Source organism: Cryobacterium sp. N19, assembly GCF_002929595.1.
In the GTDB taxonomy this organism is placed as follows: domain Bacteria; phylum Actinomycetota; class Actinomycetes; order Actinomycetales; family Microbacteriaceae; genus Cryobacterium; species Cryobacterium flavum.
Genome location: NZ_PJJR01000053.1, coordinates 1 through 23,492 on the forward strand (window position 1 = coordinate 1; position 23,492 = coordinate 23,492).

Annotated in this window: 25 protein-coding genes; 11 read left to right on the forward strand and 14 right to left on the reverse strand. The window is 62.2% G+C overall.

Annotated elements, in window-relative coordinates; translation table 11 throughout:
* Positions 1-693, reverse strand: a 693-nt coding sequence (locus CXY78_RS15775; protein WP_140425725.1) for a transposase, incomplete at its 3' end; no start/stop codon positions are given.
* Positions 694-772: 79 nt separating this feature from the next.
* On the opposite strand from CXY78_RS15775, the gene CXY78_RS15780 reads away from it, so the two are divergent.
* Positions 773-3,376 carry an ATP-dependent RecD-like DNA helicase gene (locus tag CXY78_RS15780; protein ID WP_369827329.1) on the forward strand — a complete coding sequence of 868 codons (2,604 nt, stop codon included), beginning with the start codon at positions 773-775 and terminating at the stop codon, positions 3,374-3,376.
* A 30-nt stretch (positions 3,377-3,406) separates the two neighbouring features.
* Here CXY78_RS15780 and CXY78_RS15785 read toward each other — a convergent pair whose 3' ends face one another.
* Positions 3,407-3,622, reverse strand: a complete 216-nt coding sequence (locus CXY78_RS15785) for a DUF2945 domain-containing protein (protein WP_092342177.1) — start codon at positions 3,620-3,622, stop codon at positions 3,407-3,409.
* A 205-nt stretch (positions 3,623-3,827) separates the two neighbouring features.
* Here CXY78_RS15785 and CXY78_RS15790 point away from each other — a divergent pair, with 205 nt between their 5' ends.
* Positions 3,828-4,175 carry a DUF3140 domain-containing protein gene (locus CXY78_RS15790; RefSeq protein WP_092342176.1) on the forward strand — a complete coding sequence of 116 codons (348 nt, stop codon included), beginning with the start codon at positions 3,828-3,830 and terminating at the stop codon, positions 4,173-4,175.
* A 232-nt stretch (positions 4,176-4,407) separates the two neighbouring features.
* On the opposite strand, the gene CXY78_RS15795 is transcribed toward CXY78_RS15790, so the two are convergent.
* The 4 genes from CXY78_RS15795 to CXY78_RS15820 form a co-directional block, all read right to left on the reverse strand.
* The gene (locus CXY78_RS15795; protein ID WP_092342174.1) at positions 4,408-4,920 is read right to left on the reverse strand and encodes a pentapeptide repeat-containing protein; all 513 of its coding nucleotides are present in this window, start codon (positions 4,918-4,920) and stop codon (positions 4,408-4,410) included.
* Positions 4,921-6,025: 1,105 nt separating this feature from the next.
* Positions 6,026-7,654 carry a GMC family oxidoreductase gene (locus CXY78_RS15810; RefSeq protein WP_092342169.1) on the reverse strand — a complete coding sequence of 543 codons (1,629 nt, stop codon included), beginning with the start codon at positions 7,652-7,654 and terminating at the stop codon, positions 6,026-6,028.
* Positions 7,651-9,237, reverse strand: a complete 1,587-nt coding sequence (locus CXY78_RS15815; RefSeq protein WP_092342167.1) for an AMP-binding protein — start codon at positions 9,235-9,237, stop codon at positions 7,651-7,653. Before CXY78_RS15815 ends, CXY78_RS15810 begins: the two co-directional genes overlap by 4 nt.
* Before the next feature lie 58 nt (positions 9,238-9,295).
* Positions 9,296-11,047 (reverse strand): aldehyde dehydrogenase family protein, encoded by a 1,752-nt coding sequence (locus CXY78_RS15820; protein WP_199182627.1) that lies wholly within the window; start codon positions 11,045-11,047, stop codon positions 9,296-9,298.
* A gap of 168 nt (positions 11,048-11,215) precedes the next feature.
* Here CXY78_RS15820 and CXY78_RS15825 point away from each other — a divergent pair, with 168 nt between their 5' ends.
* Positions 11,216-12,466 carry a CdaR family transcriptional regulator gene (locus CXY78_RS15825; protein WP_104090203.1) on the forward strand — a complete coding sequence of 417 codons (1,251 nt, stop codon included), beginning with the start codon at positions 11,216-11,218 and terminating at the stop codon, positions 12,464-12,466.
* A gap of 421 nt (positions 12,467-12,887) precedes the next feature.
* On the opposite strand, the gene CXY78_RS21745 is transcribed toward CXY78_RS15825, so the two are convergent.
* Positions 12,888-13,055, reverse strand: a complete 168-nt coding sequence (locus CXY78_RS21745) for a hypothetical protein (RefSeq protein ID WP_233206213.1) — start codon at positions 13,053-13,055, stop codon at positions 12,888-12,890.
* 434 nt (positions 13,056-13,489) lie between these two features.
* Between CXY78_RS21745 and CXY78_RS15835 the strand changes: the two genes are divergently transcribed.
* The gene (locus tag CXY78_RS15835; protein ID WP_092342163.1) at positions 13,490-13,720 is read left to right on the forward strand and encodes a three-helix bundle dimerization domain-containing protein; all 231 of its coding nucleotides are present in this window, start codon (positions 13,490-13,492) and stop codon (positions 13,718-13,720) included.
* Positions 13,721-13,767: 47 nt separating this feature from the next.
* Here CXY78_RS15835 and CXY78_RS15840 read toward each other — a convergent pair whose 3' ends face one another.
* Both CXY78_RS15840 and CXY78_RS15845 read right to left on the reverse strand, forming a co-directional pair.
* Entirely contained in the window at positions 13,768-14,208 is a 441-nt protein-coding gene (locus CXY78_RS15840; protein ID WP_092342161.1) for a hypothetical protein, read from the reverse strand.
* A gap of 127 nt (positions 14,209-14,335) precedes the next feature.
* Entirely contained in the window at positions 14,336-15,109 is a 774-nt protein-coding gene (locus tag CXY78_RS15845; RefSeq protein WP_092342159.1) for a ParA family protein, read from the reverse strand.
* Positions 15,110-15,620: 511 nt separating this feature from the next.
* On the opposite strand from CXY78_RS15845, the gene CXY78_RS15850 reads away from it, so the two are divergent.
* A complete protein-coding gene (locus CXY78_RS15850; protein ID WP_104090204.1) occupies positions 15,621-16,109 on the forward strand; it encodes a hypothetical protein in 489 nt (162 codons plus the stop codon).
* Positions 16,110-16,134: 25 nt separating this feature from the next.
* Here CXY78_RS15850 and CXY78_RS15855 read toward each other — a convergent pair whose 3' ends face one another.
* Entirely contained in the window at positions 16,135-16,779 is a 645-nt protein-coding gene (locus tag CXY78_RS15855; protein WP_092342155.1) for a class I SAM-dependent methyltransferase, read from the reverse strand.
* Positions 16,780-17,134: 355 nt separating this feature from the next.
* Between CXY78_RS15855 and CXY78_RS15860 the strand changes: the two genes are divergently transcribed.
* The 4 genes from CXY78_RS15860 (at position 17,135) to CXY78_RS15870 (ending at position 19,325) form a co-directional block, all read left to right on the forward strand.
* Positions 17,135-17,575 carry a GNAT family N-acetyltransferase gene (locus tag CXY78_RS15860; protein WP_158253330.1) on the forward strand — a complete coding sequence of 147 codons (441 nt, stop codon included), beginning with the start codon at positions 17,135-17,137 and terminating at the stop codon, positions 17,573-17,575.
* A 96-nt stretch (positions 17,576-17,671) separates the two neighbouring features.
* The gene (locus tag CXY78_RS15865; RefSeq protein ID WP_092342151.1) at positions 17,672-18,199 is read left to right on the forward strand and encodes a GNAT family N-acetyltransferase; all 528 of its coding nucleotides are present in this window, start codon (positions 17,672-17,674) and stop codon (positions 18,197-18,199) included.
* A 96-nt stretch (positions 18,200-18,295) separates the two neighbouring features.
* Entirely contained in the window at positions 18,296-18,472 is a 177-nt protein-coding gene (locus CXY78_RS21080; RefSeq protein ID WP_158252888.1) for a hypothetical protein, read from the forward strand.
* 25 nt (positions 18,473-18,497) lie between these two features.
* On the forward strand, positions 18,498-19,325 hold the full coding sequence (locus CXY78_RS15870; protein WP_198412838.1) for an SDR family oxidoreductase: 828 nt from the start codon (positions 18,498-18,500) through the stop codon (positions 19,323-19,325).
* Positions 19,326-19,540: 215 nt separating this feature from the next.
* Here CXY78_RS15870 and CXY78_RS15875 read toward each other — a convergent pair whose 3' ends face one another.
* Together CXY78_RS15875 and CXY78_RS15880 are read right to left on the reverse strand one after the other, a co-directional pair.
* Positions 19,541-20,908, reverse strand: a complete 1,368-nt coding sequence (locus tag CXY78_RS15875) for an NAD-dependent succinate-semialdehyde dehydrogenase (RefSeq protein WP_092342149.1) — start codon at positions 20,906-20,908, stop codon at positions 19,541-19,543.
* A 13-nt stretch (positions 20,909-20,921) separates the two neighbouring features.
* Positions 20,922-21,167 (reverse strand): transposase, encoded by a 246-nt coding sequence (locus tag CXY78_RS15880; protein WP_104090206.1) that lies wholly within the window; start codon positions 21,165-21,167, stop codon positions 20,922-20,924.
* Positions 21,168-21,183: 16 nt separating this feature from the next.
* Here CXY78_RS15880 and CXY78_RS15885 point away from each other — a divergent pair, with 16 nt between their 5' ends.
* Entirely contained in the window at positions 21,184-21,843 is a 660-nt protein-coding gene (locus CXY78_RS15885; protein ID WP_092342145.1) for a recombinase family protein, read from the forward strand.
* A 238-nt stretch (positions 21,844-22,081) separates the two neighbouring features.
* The gene (locus CXY78_RS21275) at positions 22,082-22,225 is read left to right on the forward strand and encodes a GPGG-motif small membrane protein (protein ID WP_166789862.1); all 144 of its coding nucleotides are present in this window, start codon (positions 22,082-22,084) and stop codon (positions 22,223-22,225) included.
* A 533-nt stretch (positions 22,226-22,758) separates the two neighbouring features.
* Here the strand turns inward: CXY78_RS21275 and CXY78_RS15895 are convergent.
* Together CXY78_RS15895 and CXY78_RS15900 are read right to left on the reverse strand one after the other, a co-directional pair.
* The gene (locus tag CXY78_RS15895; protein ID WP_104090210.1) at positions 22,759-23,082 is read right to left on the reverse strand and encodes a low temperature requirement protein A; all 324 of its coding nucleotides are present in this window, start codon (positions 23,080-23,082) and stop codon (positions 22,759-22,761) included.
* Positions 23,083-23,221: 139 nt separating this feature from the next.
* Positions 23,222-23,407, reverse strand: coding sequence for a hypothetical protein (locus CXY78_RS15900; protein WP_092342139.1), 186 nt, complete (start codon positions 23,405-23,407; stop codon positions 23,222-23,224).
* Positions 23,408-23,492 lie beyond the last annotated feature (85 nt).

Here is a 23,492-nt window from a genome sequence, read left to right on the forward strand (position 1 = left end):
CTTCCCGGTGGAGACTGTGCTGCGCGGTTTACGGCCACGAACGAGGCCGTTCATGCCTTCCAGCCGCATCAACCGGTCCACCGTGTGCTTGGACACGCCGGCGAACTCGCCCCGGCTCAGCCACGCCGTCATCTTGCGGCGGCCGTAGAGAATCTCTGGCTGCTGCCGGCCTTGAACGTCCCGCACTGTCAACGCTTTAAGCCGATCCAGAAGGACAGCGTCGCTGCGGGTCCTAACCGCAGCAGCGCGGATCTTCCACGCACGATACGCGCTGTGAAGTGACCGCGACGCCCTGCTCACGCAGGACGNCCACCCAGGACGCCACAAGTCAGCTCGACTCCATGGCCGTTCGCCTTCATCGAAACGATGAAGGCGACTATGGACGGTTGCGAGGGTCGAGCTCCCTGAGCTCAAGAAAGACGCCGCTGCTTTGAGGATCTCGTTAGTTTCCCGAAGATCCCGGTTTTCGCGCTTGAGGCGCTTGATCTCCTCGAGCTCTTCGCTCGTTGGGCCGGTCCGTTCTCCCGCGTCGGATTGCGCCTGCCTGACCCACTTCCGCAACGTCTCCGGGCCGACATTGAGCTTGGGTGCAAGGTCGCGGCACGCGGCCCACATCGACGGATAATCCTTCACACGATCAAGCGTCATACGAACCGCTCGCTCACGAACCTCATCTGGGTATTTCTTGGGCATAACCGAATCCTTTCACTAGAAAGAAAGCGGCAAGAAATCAGGGACGGTTCACTATTCGACGGTTGTCGGCTCGTCTCCGGTGTTGCTGCGTGCCGAGGACCTGCCGCGCGAGGCTGTGGATGCGTTCGGGGTGAGCGTGATGATGGTCGTGAGCGAGAAGCGCGCCACGTGGCGGCACTGGAATCTCACGGCCGAGGCTGCGCGCCAAACGATGTCGTACCGGTTCGCGTCGGCGTCCGATCGGGAAGCCGTCGTCGGCCTCATAGTGGATGCTGCCGAGCGCACGTCCCTGCGCCTCACGCCACCCGAGCTCGCCTCGAGCCCTGTGGAGTTTCAACGAGATGACGGGACATCGGTGTTTCGACCGAAGCACTCCGTGGTGTTTACCTCGACCGAGCTGCTGGATGCTGAGTCTCGGTTGCTGGAGCGTGCCGTGCTTTTGACTGCATCACGTGTGGCGCTCAGGGCGGCCGCTTCTTCTCGGTTGCCGGGTGGCGGGCGGCTCGCCGATGACCAGCTCGCGGCGCTCTCTTGCGTTGCTGGTTCGGGCCGCGTGATAGATGTGCTGGTGGGGCCGGCCGGTGCGGGCAAGACGACGGCGATGAACGCGCTGCGGCGAGCCTGGGAGGCGGCGCACGGTGCAGGCTCCGTCGTCGGGCTCGCGCCCTCGGCCGCCGCCGCGACGGTACTAGCGACGGATCTTGGTATTGCGACGGAGAACCTGGCGAAGTGGTGGCAGACACATATCGACCAGGGTTCATCGTTTCGGGCCGGGCAGCTCGTGATCATCGACGAGGCGTCACTGGCGGGCACGCTGCCGCTCGATCGGGTCACCGCGTTGGCTGTGGATGCGGGCGCGAAGGTGCTGCTGGTCGGCGACTACGCCCAACTGCAGTCGGTTGACGCGGGCGGTGCGTTCTCGTTGCTCGTGCACGACCGGGCGGATGCGCCCGAACTCGTCGACGTGCACCGCTTAGTGCACGAGTGGGAGAAGACCGCGTCACTCGGACTGCGCAAAGGCCACCCCGAGTCGATCGACCTCTACGCCACGCATGACCGCCTGCGCGATGGCAGCACCGAAGCCATGGCGGATGCCGCCTACGTGGCTTGGCGCGCGGACATCCGCTCTGGCAAGTCGACCGTGCTGATCAGCGACTCGAACGAGGCCGTCGCGGCGCTGAACGTGCGCGCCCGAACCGAACTGATCTTGGAGGGCCGGGTCGACGCGCTGCACGAAGTCGCCTTGCACGACGGAACCCGCGCCGCCGTCGGTGACACGGTCATCACCCGCCGCAACGATCGTCGGCTGTACGCGTCCCGCAGCTGGGTGCGCAACGGCGACCGGTGGAGCGTGATCGGCGTGCATCGGAATGGTGCGGTCGAGGTGCGACGGTGGGGTCGTCGGTGGGGGAGCACGGTGCTGCTGCCCGCTTCCTACGTCGCTGAACACGTGGAGCTGGGCTACGCGGTCACCTCGCACCGGGCGCAGGGAATCACGACCGACACCGCGCACGTCGTCGTGGCGCCGAGCATGCCGCGGGAGAACCTGTACGTCGCGATGACGCGGGGCCGCGAGGCGAACACCGCCTACATCGCTGTCGACCGGCCCGACGTGGCGCATGTGGGGCCGCGGCCGGGTGACGCTGCGGACGTGACGGCGCGAAGCATCCTCTTCGGCATTCTGCAGCACGTCGGCGCCGAGCTGTCGGCGCACGAGACTCTGGCGGCGGAGCAGGATGCGTGGGGCTCGGTGGCGCAACTCGCGGCGGAGTACGAGACTCTCGCGGCGGCCGCGCAGCACGACCGGTGGGTGGCCGCGGTGCGGGCGAGCGGTCTGTCGCACAAACAGACCTTGAACGTGATCAATTCGGATGCCTTCGGCCCGTTGACTGCCGAGCTTCGGCGAGCCGAGGCCCACTTTGTGGACGAGGTGGCCCTGCTGCCCCGGGTTGTTGTGGCTCGCGGGTTCGAGGATGCGCAGGACATTGCGGCGGTGCTGCGAGCCCGGGTCGCGGCGGTCGTGTCGAGGTATACCGGAGCGGGTCGCACGCGCCGTTCTCCGCGTCACGTCGCCGGGCTGATCCCTCGCGCACTCGGGCCGATGGATACCGCCATGCACCAGGCGTTGGTCGAGCGCGCTGACCTGATCGAGTCGCGAGCGGCCGACGTGCTCGACCACGCGTTGCTTGTGGGGGAGCCGTGGACTCGAGCCCTCGGCGCCGCGCCGCGCGGGTTGGCCGCCGCCGCGTGGCGCCAAAACGGATGCGCGGTTGCGGCCTATCGGGACCGTTACGGCATCACCGGTGCGAAGCCGCTCGGTGCGGCTCCGGAATCGACGGCGCAAAGGCTCGACGCCGCCCTTGCTCGTGCTGCGCTTGAGGCAGCGCAGCGGCTCGCAAAAAAAAGGTCACACCTTCGATGCACTGCTACCGGCTGTCGCCGCGGGACTCCCATCCGCGGGCATCCGTCTCTGAAATGTCTTGAGGGGATCCTAGCTAGGTCGGCCGAAAGCCCGCGCGGAAATCGCTGGACGAGATCGCGGAAGCGTGCCGCTGGTCTGCGAGCCGTCGTCAATAGCCAAACGGTTCAGGAGTTAGGTCAAACTCCTGGATCGGGTTCGCTTCGGCCAGCCCCGCCCCCGTCCTTCATGCAGTGCAAACCGAAGGTACCGGCGGTCAGATAGAAGAGCCTATTTGTTCGAATAGCAGTTGCCCTATCGTGGCGACAGCTTGCGCAGGGCACTGGCCTTGTGGGCGGCTTCCGCATCCGTCTTCTCGGACTTCACAATATATTTAGGGTCATCTTTCGAGGCGTGAAACGTTGTGCCCGCGAAGTTAAAGTCGCTCGTCTTCTTGTCGACGACTTCCCCCTGAGTTCGTCCCTGAGACGTCGCCCAACTCACTCGGTCACCTTTGCTGAAATCGCTCATGCTCGCAGCCTACGGACGGCTGTGTCCAGGTACTAGTGGGAAGTTAACTATCAGCTCGCTGGCAGTTCGTCCAATGCGCGCAAATCGAATGTTCGTAGGGCCAAAAATGCTCCTTTTGACCGAGCCCTTTCGTAAAAGTTCGGATCACGCCACGAAGCCAACACACGCCCTTGTCGAGGTGAAGCTTCACCACGATGATTGAGTTATGGCAGCTAAAGCGAACGATGTCGATGCGATCTGGGACGACTGGAAAAGCGCGGTCACGATGACCGCCAGTGAGATCTCGTCGTGGCTCAATACAGACGAATCCAAAGAGGTCGGACAGAAAGACGATGGTAGCGGGGAATCCACCGGCCATCGGTCCGGACGCAGGATCGTCACGATTCTTGGAACGAAGAAGGGCGATCTCACCGCGTCCGATATCGAACACATGCATAAGGTCGTCAGTTACGTCAAGCGACATAGGGCACAGAAACCGGATTCCGATGTCGAGCACTCGCGTTGGCGCTACTCGCTGATGAATTGGGGAAATGATCCGCTGAAGAAGGTTTAGCTTCGCGCTACTGCGGGCGGAGCAGCGCTGGGGTCACGTCCCAACAAATGTGATGCGCCGTTTTTCCCTTCTTGCTCGCAACATTCACGCGACGTTTTTGAGCAGTATGGTGCTGGTGCGGGCATCGAAGAACACTTGCAAGGGCGAGAAGATATACATCTGCCACATGGACACCTGCCGCGACTTCCCGTGACCGGGCATCTCAACGCAACGCATTTTGCAGCGGAAGCTGTCATTCGAGCTTTCGGTCGTATTGATCCTTGGCGAATAGCCCCTCGGATGGGATCGCTCCATCTGGCCATTGGGTGTTTTCGTCGTAGCACACGAAATCCTGACCACCCATTTTCGGGTCGACGCTAAACGTGTGTTTACTGAACTTGGACCCGTAGAAAAGCGTGCCACGGACGGATGTGTAGCTTAGATCGGTGTTCCGCAGGTCGGCGTTCCGGAGCGATGCACCATCGAGGGAGGCAGTGTGCAGAGTTGCACCGTCTAGGTTTGCTCCCAGGAACTCTGCCTTATCGGCTCTCGCTGCTGTCAGGTCCGCGTTTCGAAGATCGGCCCCGATAAAGATGGCGCCATCTAGTTTGGTCAACCTGAAACTGGTGTTCGTGAGTACGGCGCCGTTGAAATTGGCACCACTGAGATCCAGGCCGTCCAAGACCTTGACGGCTTTTCTGTTCGCTGGTGAGCTCGGTACGCAAGCCGTGGTTCCGGAAAGACCGGAGCGGAGGTGATCCTTCATTTGTGAAGGATGGTTGCGGGGTTTGCCTGCACTCGAATCACGGATGAATCGCGGGGGAGAGGACCACCGCAGCAAAACTGTACCCTCCCCGGCGGCGTGGCTCACTACGTTGATTGGTGCGTGTGGCGCGTCTGCGCGAGCCACTCATGGTCCAACGTTACGCAGAGATACCGGGTGTCCAAGATCTCGTCAGCTTGGAATGGTTGTTGCGTAAGAGCCAGGCGGGATTCTAATGGACGGGGCAAACGCGACTTTCTTGTCAACGCGGGCCGCTAAGCCCCGTCTTCGCGGGGCCATTCCCGTAGGAGGTCCGTCAAACGAGATGCTCGGGATGATCTCTCCTGGCCAGGCACTCGACGGCGTACTGCCTCGAACGACAACCCGGGCCTAGGGTCGCGCTGGGTAGGGCGCTCAGGTGTCCGCGAATCGAGGGGTGGTCGAAATGGAATTCAGTGCTCTTTTTTGGTGGATCTTCTGGGTGGTGGTCCAGGTTCTCGTTGTGGTTGGGATCGTCGTGGCTCTGGGGCTTTTCATCCGCTGGGGACGGCGCAAGAGTGCGATTCTGGAGTCAAGCAATCCACCGGAGGGTCACGGGCCCGCTGCCACCGGAAAGTAGCGAGCGCATGGCTGGGCGCGATAAATGCACGCTTCCGATCTGGACAGGCATCATCGTTGCCACCTCGCGGTTTTACTCGACTACGACCGCCTTTCGCTGACCTGCTCTAGCAGCGCAGGCAGTGTTCTAGCAATATAGGGGGACTCGGAGAAGTTCGACTCGGTATACCCGTCGAGAAGCCAAGCTTCAAAGGATCGCTCCCAGGTGTCGAGAATCACACCAACACCTTTCGGGGTGAACGCCGAAACCCCACCTCGAAGTCGTTGCGCACACTCCTCAACGAAGAGATCATTCACCGCATCCAACAGCACATCATCGGTAGGGAACAGGGAACGGAATGCGTGCGGATGAAGCCCAATCTGTTCGCAAACATCGCTGACCAGCCTCTCATTCGCGCCACCGCCGGTCGCGAGGGAGACTCTCGCCGCGACCGTGATCCTGCGCCGGGTGGATGCGCGCTGCCGCGCGATCCTCGCCGCCGGACTCACCTCAATGAACTGAAGCCGCTTCCACTCTGGTCGGCACCGATGCGCGCAGAAGATCGGCCGCCTTCTCTCCGATGATGATGGATGGAGCATTCGTGTGCCCCCGTATGATCTCCGGCATGATAGACGCGTCGGCGATGCGAAGTCCCTGCACGCCGCGCACACGCAACTCCGGGTCGACCACCGATCCAGCATCCGATCCCATGCGAGCGGTGCTCGTCGGGTGGTAGAGCGTCTGCGAGAACTCATTGATCACCGTGGCATCACGCTCGGCCGCGGTCTGAGCATCCGACCCGGCGGGTTGGATGAACTTGCCGTCAGTCCGCGTTGGAGCGAACGCCGTGGCGGCAAGAATACGCTCGCACACGCCGAGGCCCGCGAGCAAGGTGTCACGATCTTCTCCATTCGGATCGCCCAGGTAATTCGGATCGATCAGCGGTTTCGTGAGCGGATCGGCGGAGGCGAGTCGCACGGTTCCGTGGCTCTTGGGCCGCAGCAGAATAGCGCCGACACTGACGCCGTGCCGCGGCGCGGCCACAAGCCCCTCACCGATATACGGCACGGCGGCGAAGAGCACCTCGATGTCGGGGAAGGCGAGCGATGGGTCGGTCTTGACGAAACCGTACGCCTCCGCAACGTTGGAGGTGAGCATGCCGCGCTGCTGCGAGACGAAGTCGTTGAGCTGCTCCTCGGTCTCGGCACCGAAGAGGGTGTCATCGTCGGTCTCGACTGCCAGCGCCGCGAACAGGTGGTCGCGCATGTTCAATCCGACCTCGGGAGCATCGACGAGCACGGTGATTCCGAGGGAGCGAAGGTGCGTCGCATCGCCGATGCCCGACAGCATGAGCAACTGCGGTGTGTTCACCGCTCCGCCGCTCAGCACGATCTCGCGGCGCGCGAAGACCGAGGTCGGGGTGCCCTCGCTGAGGTACTCGACACCGACAGCGCGGGTTCCGTCGAACAGCACGCGAGTGGCGTGTGCCCCGGTGCGAACGAGCAGGTTGGAGCGCTCGGCTGCCGGCGCAAGGTAGGCGGCCGACGTGTTGTGCCGCATGCCGCCACGCTGGCTCACCATCGTTTGACTGACCCCTTCCGGGTTTGCCGAGTTCGGCGCGACGAGGGGCATTCCGACCTCGGCGGCAGCCTCAAGAAAGGTTGCGGTATGCGATCGAGGGCTGCGTTGGTGCGAGATCGAATTCGCGCCGTCCGTGCCCTGGTCGGGATCGCTGTTGCCCTCCACTGCCTCCGCCTTGCGGAAATACGGCAGGAGCGCCTCGTACGACCAGCCGTCCCCGGCGAGCCTTGCCCAGTTGTCATAGTCGGCAGCGAATCCGCGCACCCACATCATGGCGTTCAGGGAGGATGAGCCGCCGAGCACCTTGCCACGTGGCCAGTAGATCGACCTCCCCGTTAGCTCGGCCTGCGGCTCGGTCTGGTAGTTCCAGTCGGCATCGGACTTGAACAGCTTCGGGAACGCGGCCGGGATGACGATTTCCTGCTTATCGTCGACACCACCGGCTTCGAGCAGCAGAACGGAGATGCTCGCGTCTTCGGTGAGTCGAGCTGCGACAGCTGCTCCGGCCGATCCGGCACCGACGACGATATAGTCGAATTCTTCAGTGTTGGTACTCATACGAGCGCTCCTTTTGACCGCAGATCCTTGCGCAGGATCTTGCCTGACGCCGACTTCGGGATGAAGTCGATCATTTCCACCTGTCGAACCTTCTTATGCGGGGCTACCCGATCGGCGACCCACATCATGATGTCCTCCCCGGTGAGCGTGGCCTCCGGTTGCAGTCTCAGGAATGCTTTCGGCACCTCTTCACCATCCGCGTCGATCACACCGATGACTGCGGCATCGGCGATTTGGGGATGCCCCAGCAACAACGACTCAAGCTCTGCGGGCGCGACCTGATATCCCTTGTATTTGATGAGCTCTTTGAGTCGGTCAACGACAGTCACGTACCCCTCGGAGCTCACCGTTGCGATATCGCCGGTGTGCAGAAAACCGTCGGCGTCGATGGTCGCCCGGGTTGCTTCATCGTTTCCGAGGTAGCCCACCATGATGTTCGGGCCGCGGCACAGCAATTCGCCGGGCTCACTCACGCCCACGGCCGGGATCTCGATGTCGTCTCCGGTGAGCGGGTCAACGATACGGCACTGCACGTTTGGCACCGTCAGACCGACCGAGTTTAGGGGAATATCGGTTCGACCTCGGGGTGAAGCATGCGATACCGGGCTCATCTCGGTCATTCCATAGCCTTGGAGAACCTCGCAGTTCAGCCGCTCGGCAACAGCGCCGCCGACGATGCCGTCCAGGGGCGCCGCCCCCGAGAACACCGTGCGCAGGCTCGACAGGTCAAATTCGCTCACCAGCGGATGCTTCGCAAGCGCCACCGCGATGGGAGGAGCGATGAAGACGTAGGTGATGCGCTCGGACTGGATGAGACTGAGGAAATCAGTCAGATCGAATCGTGCCATGGTCACGAGGGTGCTTCGTTGTGCCAGAGAGATGTTGAGCAACACCGTCATGCCGTAGATGTGGAAGAACGGCAGCACAGCCAGAACGCGATCATCGGCGCTCACGCCGATGATGGGTGCTGACTGCGCAACATTGGCCACGAGATTACGGTGGGTGAGCATGACGCCCTTGGCCTTGCCCGTCGTGCCCGAACTGTATGGCAGCACGGCCAGGTGCGTTGCCGGATCGAAATGTACCTCGGGCGCGGGATACGCCTCGGCGATCAGGTCGGCCAGACTCGTGCTCCCGCTGACCTCCCCGATACTGATGATGTTGTCTGCTGCCACACCGGCGAGATCGCCGGCTTCCGCAGAGACGGCGAACAGCATATCCGCTGCGATGATGGCTACCGCTTTGGAGTCGGCCAGCTGCGTGGCCATCTCACCGGCCGTCGACAGTGCGTTGACGGTCGTCGCCGTGGCGCCAGCTCGCAGAATGCCATGGAACGCCACGGCGAAAGCGGGTCGGTTCGGGGAGTGCAGCGCCACGACGCTACCCACACCGATGCCACGAGCGGCGAGTGCCCCCGCAACTGCTTCGATCTGGCGCACCAACTCGCCGTACGTGGTGGTCTCACGGGTCGCCCCGTCGACGAGGGCGATGTGGTTCGCGGATGCGACTTCGAGTGAACCGAAGAGATGGTCAAAGACGCTGAGATTGGGGATTTCGACGTCGGGAAAGGGACTGGTGAACACGGCGGCTCGCCTTCTGGCTGGGGATGAGTATGGGGGAGCGTGCGGGATGACCGGAGGGTCAGGCCCGGAATGCCGCCAGGAAGATGGCGGGCATCTTCAGCCATGACGGCTTGGCCGCGAAACCCGCGAGACGACGTCCGGTCGTCGCGGCGGAACGCGCCTGCACGAACCACGGCGGCTTCGGGAACAGAGTGAATTCTCCGTGTGCGAACGATCGCGGAAACGGCCGGAACGGGCCGCGAACGATCGTGCGCTCGGGCCGATCGATGAGCAGCGCGTTGTGCACGGTTCCAATGCCACTCTGCACGTTGTCGATGGTGGCACCGGGGAAGGCGCCCCACGACGCGGTTGCTGTGAGGAAGCCGAGGCCGGTCCACGCATTGATGGCGATCGTGCCGTAGCGCAGGCGTGCAATGGACTCGAGGAACCCGGTTCCGAGCTGCCGGATGACCTTGGGCTCGACAATGAGATTCGCACCGAGGGTGCCGACGAACTCGTCATTGGCCAGCGTGACGGCGGCGTCGAGGAAGGCTTGCCCCGTGCCCGGCACTTCGACAACGCCCAGCACCGGGGAGAAATATTCCGTGGTGATCACGTTCGATGCGTCGTCTTCGGCTGTGACATCGATCAGCAGGCGGCAGCCGTCTTGGCCCATCCGCTCGGCGGTCGGATACGCGGCCGATGCGGCTCTCATGCGCCCATCGCTGCCGGGGTACCAGGCGGGGCGTTGAGGTGCTGCCGCCAGTGCCCGTCGGAGTTCGGCGAGGAACGCTTTCTTCTGGGGCCAGTTGCTGCTGACGACAACCACTTGGCCGGCAATGCAGTTGTATCCGCCGTTGTGCAGGCGCTGAGTAACGACATGCTCGGCCTGATAGCGCAGGTCATGCTTCGTCCATGCGCTCGGAAGCACAATGATGGGCGATACTCCGCCGAGTTCGCTGGTGATCGGTTTGCCTAGTAACGGGGTGCCCGTTGCTTTGCGGCTCGCGGCATCCGCGCCCGTTCCCCAGACGATGGCATCGTGTGTTGCCGCACTCCCGGTGATGTGCACGTGCGCGATGCCATCGTGCTGCGTGAGATACGCACCGACGTCGCCGGCGCCCTGCACGATACGAAGCACTCCGATTTTGATCAGGGGGGCGAGAGCCTTATCGAAAACGGATTTCATTCCAGCCATGACCGGGTTGAGTTTGAGCAGCACCGACCGGTTGTTCGCGACGATCTCGTACAGCACGTCGAGCGGCGGAATCGACGTGATATTGCCGGCGCCGAGCACGAGTCCCACTCCGCCCGACGTTGTCGGCGTGAGTTCACCGAGGCCAGCGCTGGCCCGTACCTCCTCGGGAGAGCGGCCAGGAGCCATCCAGATCTCAGCGCTGAATCCGTGCAGCAGCAACCACTCGTACCCGTTGGTCGGAAGTACCGGGACGATGACGCGACCGCCGGGAGCCGTTCCGAAGCGGCTGCTGGCAAGGGGGCTCCTCCCCGCAGCGAGGGCTGCGATGGACTGAGCGAGGGTACCGGCGCCTGAAAGGCTGGCATACGGGCCGGAGATCCACTCTTCCCCGACGAGCTGTGATGACGGGTCTAGTCCCTTGATCGCAGCGGCAGTCTCCGCCCATTCCTGAGCGGCCCCCGTCATGGCTGCGTGCACAGCTCCCAGTAATGCGGCTCGTTCGGAAAGTGGGGTGCTGGCCCAGCGCTTGGCACCCGAGGCCAGTTCGATGATGGCGGCGTCGAGTTGGTCGCGCTGCTGCTGGTCGAGGGCCCGAATGGGCTGTGTCCTCGACATCGGATCGGTGGTAGTCATCAATCTCCTTTGATTGTTGCCTGACGGCGACCCGGATTCCGGGTTGCGGTGTCAGGCTAGTCTCGGCTCCACCGTCAGCGATAGCGATGGGCCGCCGCCGCGATTTCGGAACTGTGCATTGTGCGGCCGCACAACCAAACGCAAGAGTCACCGGATTACACTGTGCAAATGGAACGCAATGAAGCGCCGCTGAGCATGCCGACCCAGGATGTCATGGTGGACGGCGCTCGCGAGCTCTTCTCGGGCATGATCGACTCGGTCGGCGAGTTATCAGACAGCATCGTTGCCCAGATCATCAACGGCGAGCACGACTACGCCGAGAGCGTGCTCGGCGCCGGTGTGCTCGAAGGTATCGTGCATGACAACCTCGAGGCGATCCTGCAGTGCCTGCTCGGCATCAACGACTCGCTCGCCGCACCCCGCCATGCCGGCCGCGTGAAAGCGGAGCACGGCATCCCCATGGCGAGTCTCCTGCACGCATACCGGCTTGCCGGTCTGCACCTGTGGGACGCGTTGATGGCGAAGGCGACGACGCCCGAACACGCTACAGCGCTGCTCACCGCGTCATCCGGAGTATGGGGCATTATCGACCGGTACTCGAACGCCGCCGCGGAGACGTACCGAGAGGTCGTCGACGAATGGGAACGCAAAGACCAGCAGAGCAAGAACGTCGTGCTGCTCGCGATTCTGGAAGGCGAGTTCTCGGGGGATGCCGGTCGAGCGGTTCGTGCTCTTGGCCTTCCCAAGGAGGCAACATTCGTCGTTCTTGCCGTTGAGATGCGGCACTCAGACGATGACCCAATTCCCGCCATAACCGACCGACTGCGGGGGATGGGGGTCAGCTCCGCCTGGGCTCCGTGGAAAGGTGAGTATCTGGGCCTGCTCGGAAGTGTGGCGGGTGCGCACCCTTCCGCCGCCGCGCACGCACTGGTCGGAACCGTCAGTTCACGAATCGGGGTGAGCCTGCCGATACAAGCCCTCGAGCGCGCGCCTGTCGCGGTGCGACAAGCGCTTTTGGCCATGCGTTGCATCGCCCCCGCCGCGGTGGGAGTGCATCTCTACGGCGCGGCCCCGATCGATACCATTCTCGTGTCTCAACCCGCATACGCTGCCGAACTCCGCGATGGCGTTCTCGGCGGGCTGGCTGACCTTGATCCAGACGATGCCCGCGTGCTTCTGGACACGCTTGAATGCTGGTTCACCACCGACGGTTCGACCGCCGAGTGCGGCAAGCAACTTCATTGCCACCGAAATACGGTACTTCACCGACTGGGGCGGATAACCGAGATGACCGGGCGTTCCGTAGCCAAACCCGTGCAGGCGGCCGAACTTTTCACCGCCCTTCGAGCGGTACGACTGGCCGGTTTGTGGGCGACCCCCGTGCGCGCGCCCTTGCGGGCAGCCCCCCGGAGCGCTTGAGCGGACTCACGTCTGATGGTGTTGTCGCTCGCTGGGCACTGCAACGGTCGTCGCAGCTTTCGCCGTCGTCGTGGTCGCGATGAACGTTGGTCCTAGGGGAAAAGAACCATGGCTCTCCCCGGTCTGGGCGGCGGCGCGGGTGCATATTTTCGGGCCACAGGGCCACAGGGCCACAGGGCCACAGGGCCACAGGGCCACAGGGCCACAGGGCCGCTGGGTGCGGCTGGGTCTATTTCAAGGCGGCTCAAGAGGAGAGGGCGGGTTACCACACAGACCGTGTTGTGGATGATCCGGGCCATGATCGCGTCTGTATGAACTCCGGGGCCGAGGCGCTGGTGTCAGCCCTTCTGCTGATACTGAGTGCAGAAGCCCGTCGACCCAGCAGCGTGTCGCGTTTCGATTCCACTGGCCAGTCCAGCCGCTACTCGTCAATGACCAACAGCGTGAAGGCCGAATATTCACACAGGAACGTGCCAGCGCAGCCAGGAGTGTTGTAGGCTGCGACCCAGGCTTTCTCGAAGTCGGGCATCCCGACGCCATTCGCGCCGATGCGGTGCAAGCTGTTAACGCGATTAAAAATCGTCAGCAATGAATATAGTAACGCGGAGGTTTTCTAAGAGTCAACGTGCACTCTTGACGACATTCGGGCGGTCTTTTAGAATTTCGGCCGTGCTTGATCTCGGAAAGGCGCCGGGTCGCGATGGCCGTTCGCGGTGAGATTTGACGCACGCACGTTTATTCAACGTTTATTGCCTCGAAACAGGCCGAAGTCAGTCCAGCTATTTCGAGAGAACGGAGGCCTCTAGACCGAAGAAATCCTGGTCAGGTCGAGAATACTCGAGCTGCGCGCGGTCGGTACGAGCCAGACCATAGCCTGGCTATCGGTGGAGCCGTAGGGCGATCACCCTTGGAGTAGATTGCACCCCCTGGGGCCGCAGGCTATTCAACGCCATTGAGGTTCTTCACCCCTTTTAGGGGATGGATCTGGTTCGAATCGACACGGAAAGACGGTCACAATGAGATATGGACTCAAAGCAGGAGAAGAATGCGGTCGACGATGTGGTGCGTCGGCTCGAGGTCAGGTACGCCGATCTTCCGACAGGTCGGGTCAAATCCGTCGTGTCGGCGTGCCACGCCTCGCTCGACGATAAGCCCATCCGGGACTTCATTCCCGTGCTCGTGGAACACGCAGCGCGGTCCCAGCTGCGCGCCGAACGACGCCCAGCGCCATACACAGCCCCGCACGTGGCGTAATGTCAGGGTGAGCGACCGCGGTTCGCGGCTAAGAAATCCTCAGCGATTCATCGGGTGCAGTTCACCCGCGGATTACCTTGATCGCCGAGGATATGGTCCTGTTCTCGATGACAGGAACCGTTCGTCCCGCTGAAGCCCCGCGGATGTCCGCGTTGCTCGGTCAGAGTCTGCGCCGCAACTTTTGTGGGACGGACCGGCGCTGGTGTCGGCAGGGCCGGACGGTTCGATTTTTTTATGGTCGAGGCCTGTGCCCGGGCTGTTTCTGTGGCGGCGGCAATCTTGCCTGCTGCTTTTTCCTGTTTCGTCGCTAACTTCTGCGTCTGCTTCGACAAGGCCTGCGCCTCTTTGCGCAACTTCGCGCTGGCGTGGGCGACGGCTTCGCGGGCGGCCTGCACCGATTTCTCGGCGCGTACTAAGGCCTTCTTGGCTTGCTTCTGCATGCTGTTGGTCGAAACGGACGTTGTTTTGTTCTTCTCAGTCTGGGCCATCTCCGCACCTCCCCTAGGTCGCGGCAGTCCGCCGTTTCTCCACAATGCTGATTACACGGCGATGTGCACGGCGATTCATACATTCGGCGCTGCACGAGAGCATCTCGATGCGCGCTTGGCTGTGATGTTAGCGCGCACGCAATTTTGACGGTGCTGCCCGTTTGACCTTGGACGAGGTGCGAACATACTCCCAAAGTTCCGCGAACACGCGGGCCGCCTCGGTGTCGGGAGCGTACGATCCGACCGGGGCGCGCTCTGAACCCATCCGCTCGATCACAACGGTCGCGGGGACCACGAGGTCGATCACCTGCGGATATTCACGCGGCAGAGTCTCGGCAGCAGCGCGGTGCGAAAGTTTGCGGCGGTCCACCATCGACAGGAATGCAAAGACCTTGGGGGGACTGTCGGAATCCGCGATGATCTCGTTGACTTGGGCCAGTGACCGAAGCGAGAGCGGCGACGGAACGAGGGGCAAAACGACGAGGTCGGCGGCGTGCAGCGCGTTCTCGGCGACACGGGATTCCCCGGGCGGGCAGTCCAGGATCACGACGTCATATTCTCTTGCGACCGATTCAAGCGCCTTGGCAATACGGTGCGTGGACTTCTTCGCCGCGTCCAGGACCAGATCCAAATCTCGGTAAGTTTCGTCTGCTGGCAGTACGGCGAGATTTTCGTAGACGGTAGATCGGATCGCGGCATCCATCTCGGTCTTCCCTCGAATGAGGGAGTTCACGCCGCCCTTGACCCTCGGCTTTACATTGAGCACATAGGTTGAGGCACCCTGCGGGTCGAGATCCCAGAGCAGTACCCGGCACTCCCGAGACGCCTCCCAGGCCAGATTGACGGCTGCCGTTGTTTTGCCGACCCCGCCCTTGGTGCTGTACACCGCAACCGTCTTCATGCCCCCATCCTAGGAGCACGCGGCATTGGGGGCCGTCGCCGCAGCTGCCCGCGGCCGATATGGTGCTGCGTCGGAGATCCTCGACCGGATCGACGAGCTGGTGCCCTTGGCGTCACGACCAACCCCGCGACAACAGCTACGGGGCCAGCGGGAGCAACTGCTCTGAAATGGTCTGCGCGGCTCTTTTGCCTGCGGGCATCCGGTTCTACAGTCTTGGTAGACAACCTCTATTACGCGCTGTCTCTCGTTGCGATGGCACGACGTTCAGTCCTTTCAGGTTCTTGTTGCCGAACGTCTCAAAGGCCGCACCATGTTTGAATGCATTCTGGCCGCCACGGCCCGCAGCTACTTCTTCTTGCGCCGGCTACGAGAACTTCGCGGTCCATGGCGGTGACCTCGGCGCCACCATCTCCCCAGAAATCGTCCGCGTTGCACCCGACCGGGTGATCGGCGTTCACGTCAGCGAAGCATTAGCTTCCCGGGCCAGATCGTCAACACGGCGCGGAATGCGATGAGCCAGCTTGACCAGGACTGGCTGAAGCGCGTCGGCACGTTCATGAACGACGAGTGCGGCTACATCGCCATCCAATCAACCCGGCCCGGTCTCCTCGGCATAGCCCTAACCGACTCACCAGTTGCGCAGTTGGCCTGGATGTTCGACAAATTCCGGGCTTGGACCTGGCCGGTCGAGAAGCTGCCCGATGAGATCCTCGGACGCGAGTGGATCCTGGCAAACGCCTCGCTGTACTGGTTCACCGGTAGTGGGGGCTCGTCCGCGTACGTCGGCTACGCCCAGAACTCTTGGGGTGCCGCGCCAGCGAACTCCGGAGTCCCGACAGCTGCGATCCAATTCGCTCACGATGTCGGCATCGCTCAGAATAGATTTAAGCCTACACAATCGTGCGCTGGACCGACATCGAAGACCGCGGCGACCGCTTCGCCGCCCTCGAAGAGCCAGAACTCCTCATCGACGACCTCCGATATTTCCTGCGCGTACTGACTCAGCGGCCTAAGAACGTTATAAATTAGCGTTTGCGTGCCAGGAGGAAGGCTTGGGGAGTTTTCTCCGATTGGTCCGGTGCGCGTACGAGCTGACTCTGCACGGCCAGTCCCGCCGCGGCCAACAGGTCGACGATGCGATCAGGCGGCAACCGATACGCCATGAGATCGATGTCGTGGCCATAAGCGTGCGCTAGGTGCCGTGGCTCGTCGCCGGCTTGGAACGCGAGCAGCAGGTACCCGCCGGCGACGAGTACGCGAGCAAATTCGGCGAACACCAGAGGCAGTCGTTCTGGCGGCGTGTGAATGATTGAGTACCACGCAACAATGCCGCCTAGAGTGTCGTCGGCGAGATCGAGCGCTTCCATCGTTCCCTCTAAGAACTGAAGCGAGGGGTGAGCCTGTCGCGCGACCGCGATCATTTCCGGCGAGAGGTCAATCCCAAACACCTGAAGACCGAGATCGTGAAGATGCGCCGTTATCCGACCGGGGCCACACCCGATGTCGGCAACAGACCCGTTTCCGTCGGCCTGGACGAGTTCAGCAAAGGCCGCGAGCTGGGCGCGATCATGGGGCTTGCCCGCCAGCTCGTCTCGGAGCAGTTCGTCGTAGTCCACCGCAACGGTGTCGTATGCCGCGCGGGCAGCGCTCGTGTCGTCAGGCTCGATCATGCTCTGAAGCCTATGGGCGGGTCCGGGTCAGCGGCTTCGATACGCTGGCGTAATGGCAAGTCTGGAATGGAAACTGTAGTGGGCGTCACCGCGTGCGGCGCCTATCGCTTGCCCCCATCTGGCCGGAAATCCCTCCCGGATGGGCCGCACGCATACGACCACCCGTCGCTTCAGGTGGGTTGGCCGCAAACCTCGTTCAGATTGCTGGCCGCGCCTCCCTGCAATTTGCGGCGCGCGCTTTGGAAGCTGCCCGTGCGGCACTGTTCACCGGCCTGGATCACGTTCTCCGCCTATCGTTGTAGCCATGAACCGCTCCGGAGCGCCAACGACCGTTCGGCCCGCAACGGGGCATGACTTGGTCGCCTTGGTACTGCTGGAGCTCGGTATTCAGAAGATGCATGCGGCTGGCCGACCGGACTTGTTCGTCGAACCATCCGGCGACGCATTGCACGATTTCTTTCGCGCCCGCTTTTCAGATGGCAGTCATATCCTCCTCGCAGAAACGGATGCCCATGTCGCGGTCGGCTATCTCCTCGCCGAACACGCCACTCGTGCTGCCAACCCGTTCAAGGTGGCTTCCTCAATCCTGTACATCCACCACATCGCTGTCGAGTTGGAGCAACAATCCTCCGGTGTAGGTCGACAGCTCATGCACGCTGCCGTGAAACTCGCTGGCGAATTGGCCGTTACGACGCTCCGCCTTGATTCTTGGCAATTCAACACGCACGCTCATGGATTCTTCGAGGCAGAGGGGTTCACCCCGGTCAATATCGTTTTCGAGAAGCTGCTTCAGTAGATCGTGAGTAAGCCTTAAAGGCGTTGTTCCGAGGCACCGCTCGCTGTGCGTAGGAGCTTCGTCTGCCGCCTGATGTCTAGCCGATAGGCTCGTTCCATGGAAATTGACCTGGTCCCCATGAATCTGCCGGGGGACCGGGATGAGCTGATTCGCTTCCTGACAGGAAACGATTTTCCGTTCCACGGCGGCGGCAGACTGACTATTGGCGAGGTCGAGGATCGAATTTCTGGGGGACGCTTCGAGGGGCCGGACCACGCCGGTTTCTGGATCAACGTCGACACGCTGGGCCGCGTCGGATACGCGGTTCTCGATGACCTGACCGACGGAGCGCCGCTGTTCGATCTGCGTCTGGCAGCCAAATATCGCCGGCGCAGCCTCGGGTCGCCGGTCCTCAACGCGCTGACGACTCACGTCTTCTCGTCGATGCCCGAGGTCAATCGATTCGAGGGAAACACCCGCTCCGACAACATCGCGATGCGAAGGACCTTCGTACGTGCCGGCTTCATTCAGGAAGCTTGCTACCGCGACGGGTGGCCGGTTGCGGGTCGCGTCCCCATGGCCTCCTTCGGCTACGCAATTTTGCGACGGGATTGGGAGTCGGGAACGACGACCCCGCTCGAGTGAGATGACATCAGCGACTGACGCCTCAGGTACTGCGATGTCGAACAGACCGCAAACGGGTTCCTAAATCGGCGGCATGGTCAACCGATAGTGTGGAAAATGGACAAGTTCAAACTCAGTACCGATCGGCTGATTTTGCAGGCGCCGACACTGGCTGATGTCAATGTCATCACCGCCGCCTGCCAGGATCCGGAACTTCAGCGCCGCGTGCCGATACCCGTTCCTTACGGAGTGGTTGCCATCCGTGATTCCAGGCGGCCATGTCGGCGGCCGTGAAATCCACCGCTTTCGACCGTGCCTGATGTACCTGAACAGTCTGAATCTCAACAACCGACGCGGAATCATCACGGGCGCCGGGCAGGGCATTGGTCGGGCACTTGCGCTCGAATTCGGACGACGAGGAGGACATCTCCTTTTAGTTGGGCGCCAGCTCGCTACATTGACCGAAACCGCACGTCTCGTTGCCGCCGAAGGCGGAACCACCGAGATCCTCGTCGAGGACCTCACTCAGAGCGGCGCTGTTGAACGAATCGCACACGCAGTCGCTTCGTGGAGCACCGTCGACCTCCTCGTCAATAACGCCGGGAATGTGTGGGCGGGCCGGCTCGAATTGACCAGCAATGCGGACGTCCACTCGATGATCGATCTGAACCTCACCGCCCCGATTCTGTTGACCAAGACCTTGCTTCCCGCGCTTCGACAGAGCGCGACGGAGAGCGGGAGCATCATTTTGAACATTTCCAGCGGAATTGCGCTCGTGGGGATGCCGTTCTATTCGGTCTATGCGGCAACGAAATCGGGTATTTCACAGTTCGGCGAGTCACTCCGCCGCGAGTTGACCGGAACGGGCGTACATGTTGCGACCGTGTACCCCGGCGCTACCGACACCGCGATGATGACCTCGCAGACCGCCGGCGCCGAACTCGGTTGGGGACGCCGACCACTCGACGACGTCATCACCGACCTGATAACTGCCCTCGAGGCCGGCGAGCACGAAATCAACACGGCACCAGAAGGTCGTCGCGAGATGCAACAACTCAACATCACCGACCCGATGGCCGTGGATGCCGCCCTCGCACCAGGCCTCGAATCCCTGGAACTCGCGGTCCGCGACCACCGCAGCATCTAGCACCACAGAACACAGCAGACACCATCTCGCGCGGCTCACGCATCAATGTTGCCTAGATATGCAGTTTGGCCCAGAAGGTGGAGAGATCCTCTTCGAGTACGAAGACGGCAGCATTGTACGGACTCACTAGCTGAAGGGTCGCGTTTGGGTCGGCACACGGCACTATCGGCAACTGAACGGTCTTTACCGCGTCGGCTGAGGATTTCGTCTATGTGTCAGCCGATGCGAATGAGTTTCTTGTTCACGAACTCGCTGGCACCGAAGCGTCCGAGTTCGCGCCCGAAGCCGCTTCTTTTCACTCCGCCGAACGGTAGCTCTGCGCTGCCGGCATCGACGAGGTTGACGAAGACCATGCCAGCTTCGATGCGGTCGGCGACCCGAAGGGCCTGCTCAGGATCGGTCGTGAACAGATAGGAGCCCAGCCCAAAGGGAGTGTCGTTTGCGAGGGCGACAGCTTCATTTTCTGAGGCTGCCCGGTAGACGAACGCTACGGGGCCGAAGAACTCCTCGTGGTAGGTGTCGTTGTCTCGCGTGACGTCGGTGAGCACAGCCGATGGGTAGAAGGTGCCAGACCGTTTGCCCGTGGTCGCCAGGGTCGCTCCCTGCGCGACTGCGCGCTCGACCTGCTCCTCGAGATGCTCCGCCGCGGCGAGGGACGAAATGGGTCCGTAGTCTGCCCCGGGGACGGTCGGATCGCTGGGAGAGCACGCCAGGATAGCGGCGGTGAACTTCTCCGTGAACTCATCGTAAAGTCCATCGATCACGATGAATCGTTTGGCGGCGTCGCAGGCCTGTCCGCCATTGCGGAGGCGACCGGCGACGGCGGCATCCACTGCGGCGGCCATGTCGTCGGTGCTCAGCAAAATGAACGGGTCTGACCCGCCCAGCTCCAGCACGACCTTCTTGAGGTGGCGACCGGCGACCTCGGCAACGGCCGCGCCGGCGCCCTCCGAACCGGTGAGGGAGACGCCCTGTACCCGCGGGTCGGCGATGATCGTGGCGACCTGCTCGCTGTCCGCGTACACATTGGTATAGGCGCCGACCGGGAAGCCTGCGTCGTGAAAGATTTGCTCAATCGCCGCGGCCGACTCCGGGCACTGCGACGCATGCTTGAGGATGATCGTGTTGCCCGTCATAAGGTTCGGTGCAGCGAAGCGCGCAACCTGGTAATACGGGAAATTCCACGGCATGACGCCAATGAGCACACCAACAGAACTGGAGCGCATGAACGCGGAACCCTCTCCGCCGAGCAGGGTGATTGGTTCGTCCTTCAGAAATTCCTGCGCGTTGTCGGCGTAGTACCGGTAAATGTTGGCGGCATAGTCGACCTCGCCGAGCGCTTGATCGACGGGCTTGCCCATCTCGCGCACGATTACGGCCGCCAGTTGATCGCGGCGTTCCTCATGCAATTCACCGACCTTCCGCAGGAGTGCGGCTCGCTCGTCGACGGAAGAGTTCCGAGACCAGCCGTAGTGAGCCTCATCCGCCGTTGCGATGACCTGCTCGAGTTCATCACTCGAAATCTGGGGGTACGTCTTGATAGTCTCACCTGTGGCGGGGTTGATCACGGCGTGGTGGCTCACGAGCCACCTCCTTTCACGGTCGAACTCTGTGCCGGAAATTGTCACGTACTACGAGTTGATCATGTTCGCTGAATTTGTCAAGGCGAATCAAACCAGCGGTGTCGTTACGGGCCTTGAATGCGCTGACCCACCGGCCCGGCGATGCCTCGTTGATGCCGAGTTCGCGGGCCACGGTCGCTATCGCCCTGCCGGTGTTGATCACGAGCTTTACGGCCTCGTCTTTGTACCCAGGAGCGAACTCCCTGCGTGTCTTTCCCATGTGAACATTCTCTCTTGTGAGGTGTCCACTCAATGGGGGGCAGGGCCAACTGATCGGCTACGCGCGCGTATCGACGCGTCAGCAATCCACCGACCGACAGCAAGTCGATATCCTCGCCGCTGGCGTCCGGCGTGATGACGTCTACGTCGACCATGAGATCTCAGGAGCTCGCACATCGCGGCCCTGCTTCGATCGCGCGCTTGACGCCCTCGAGGCGGGCGACACTCTCGTCATCACGGCTCTGGACCGGCTCGGGCGATCGACGCAGAACATGCTCGCTTTCGCCGAAGAGCTCCGCGCCCGCGGTGCCGGCCTGAGGGTGCTCAACCTGGGCGGCGACGACGTCGACACCGCGACACCGATGGGGTCCATGCTGTTCACGATCATGGCGGCGCCCGGTCAAATGGATCACGAAATCAAGCGAGAGCGCGTAGTCGACTCGATCATCAAGCGCCGCGCCGCCGGAAAAAATCTGGGCGGGCGACCGAGACTCATTACCGACAGTGAAATCCGAAACGCCCACCGGCTCATAAACGGTGGAGAGACAGCGGCGCAGGTCGCGCTCGATCTTAGAATGTCCGGAGCGACCTTCTACCGCCGGGCGCGCGTCCTCGGGTTACTGCCAGATCAACCTGCTGACGAGACTCTGGGACGTGACGACGCCACCAAGCGCTAGCCGTTAGGTCACGTCCCGCACGATGTTAAGAAACTCCACCACTCAGCGGGACGTGACCGTGCCTGGGTTCTCTTGGTCGTTTCGCATGGCCGCGAACAGATGATGACAGAGTCTCACCTCCACGACATTCTGGAAAAACACAGTGGTCAGAGATCGAGCGGGGGTACGTTCGCTTTAACAGATCGAAAACCGCTGTGGGCGTACGGCCCGTCGGCGCTGAATGAAATGGAGCAGCACCATGGCAACAATTCTCTGGATCATTGCGGTAGTCCTCGTTATTGCAGGCATTGTCGCGCTATTTCGACGCCAGATTCTCTGGGGTATTGTGCTCATCGTCGTGGGACTGTTGGTTGGTCCAGGTGGCGTGAGTGTCTTCACTTGAGACTGCGGATCGAGTAGCCGTTTCGGGGCGTGGCGGAGCTCCGGAACGGTTTCGGCGTGAATGATCCACTGACGCTCTTCGTTGTCTGAGGGCTGCATGACGTCGAGGAGGTCGTAGCTTTTCCTGATACTTGCGATCGTCTCGCGGATTGGACCGGCATGGACGGGTCTAACCGAGCCTTCACCAAACCCGGGGCTCGACAAAGCCAGATGGACGCGCGGGTGGGCTGGACTGCTCTCGCGAGTGCGGTTCCTCTGCTTCACCCTTTTCTTGTCGGCTGCGGAGCTCAGCACAATCCCCGCGATGATGATCGCGTACACATACGTATAGGCGAGTCGGGCGAGTCAGCCGGGCTTCGATACCGACGCGATGGCCCTGCTCCCGACGCGCTCGCCGTGATCCAAGTACAGCCACCTCATGGTGACGGCGGTGACGAAGGCGACGAGCAGGCCGAGGACGCCGTCACGTCATATGTCCTGGTCGATGAATGCGAAACCGGTGAAGAGGAAGGACTCCCCGAGGGCGAGGATTACTCATAGGACGCTCCGCTCGGCGATGTGGGCGCCGGAGATGTCCCAGTCGTCTGCGGTGGATTTTCCCAGACCGGGCGCGCGGACACTTAGGCTGGCGGAGAGGTATTCGGTGGCCAGGGCGATGCCCCAGAGCGGTAGTCGCCATTCGAGCGAACGAAGGGCGCCGATACTCCATAAGTTCCCGGCGACCGGGATCCAGACGAATATCCGCAGGTGGGTGTGATGCAGCGCCCTGTCGTGCCGGGCGACCGCCAGCAACACGAACCCGGTGCGTTCGAGCTGCAAGGTGACATAGGAGACGGTTAAGACCAGCGCCCCGGTCACCGAACGACTCGTAGATGGACGGACTCATCACGAGGCCGATGATCGCGCCGCGTACGGGCAATCGCACCGGGTCGAGCCAGTTGGTCGCCCAGGTCGTGTAGATCCAAATCCACCAGAAGCGAGCTCGAGCACGGCGGATTCAAGGGCAACCGATCAACGACTGGTTGTCAAAGAGATGCCGGGAGAGCTGGGTCAGCGCGAGGATGGAGATGAGGTCGAAGAAAATCTCGATGTAGGCGACAGAGTGCGCACTCTGAATCGTCGGGCCGTAGGAGGTTCCGACGGATGCCGAAAGCTGCGGGGCCGTTTCTTTCGGTGCGGTCACGGGCTCATTCTCCCGTGCTGGGGGCGAGCTGAGCGGTGCGGTTCGAGAATTCGCAGATATTTGTTGTCAACCGACCTACAACGAT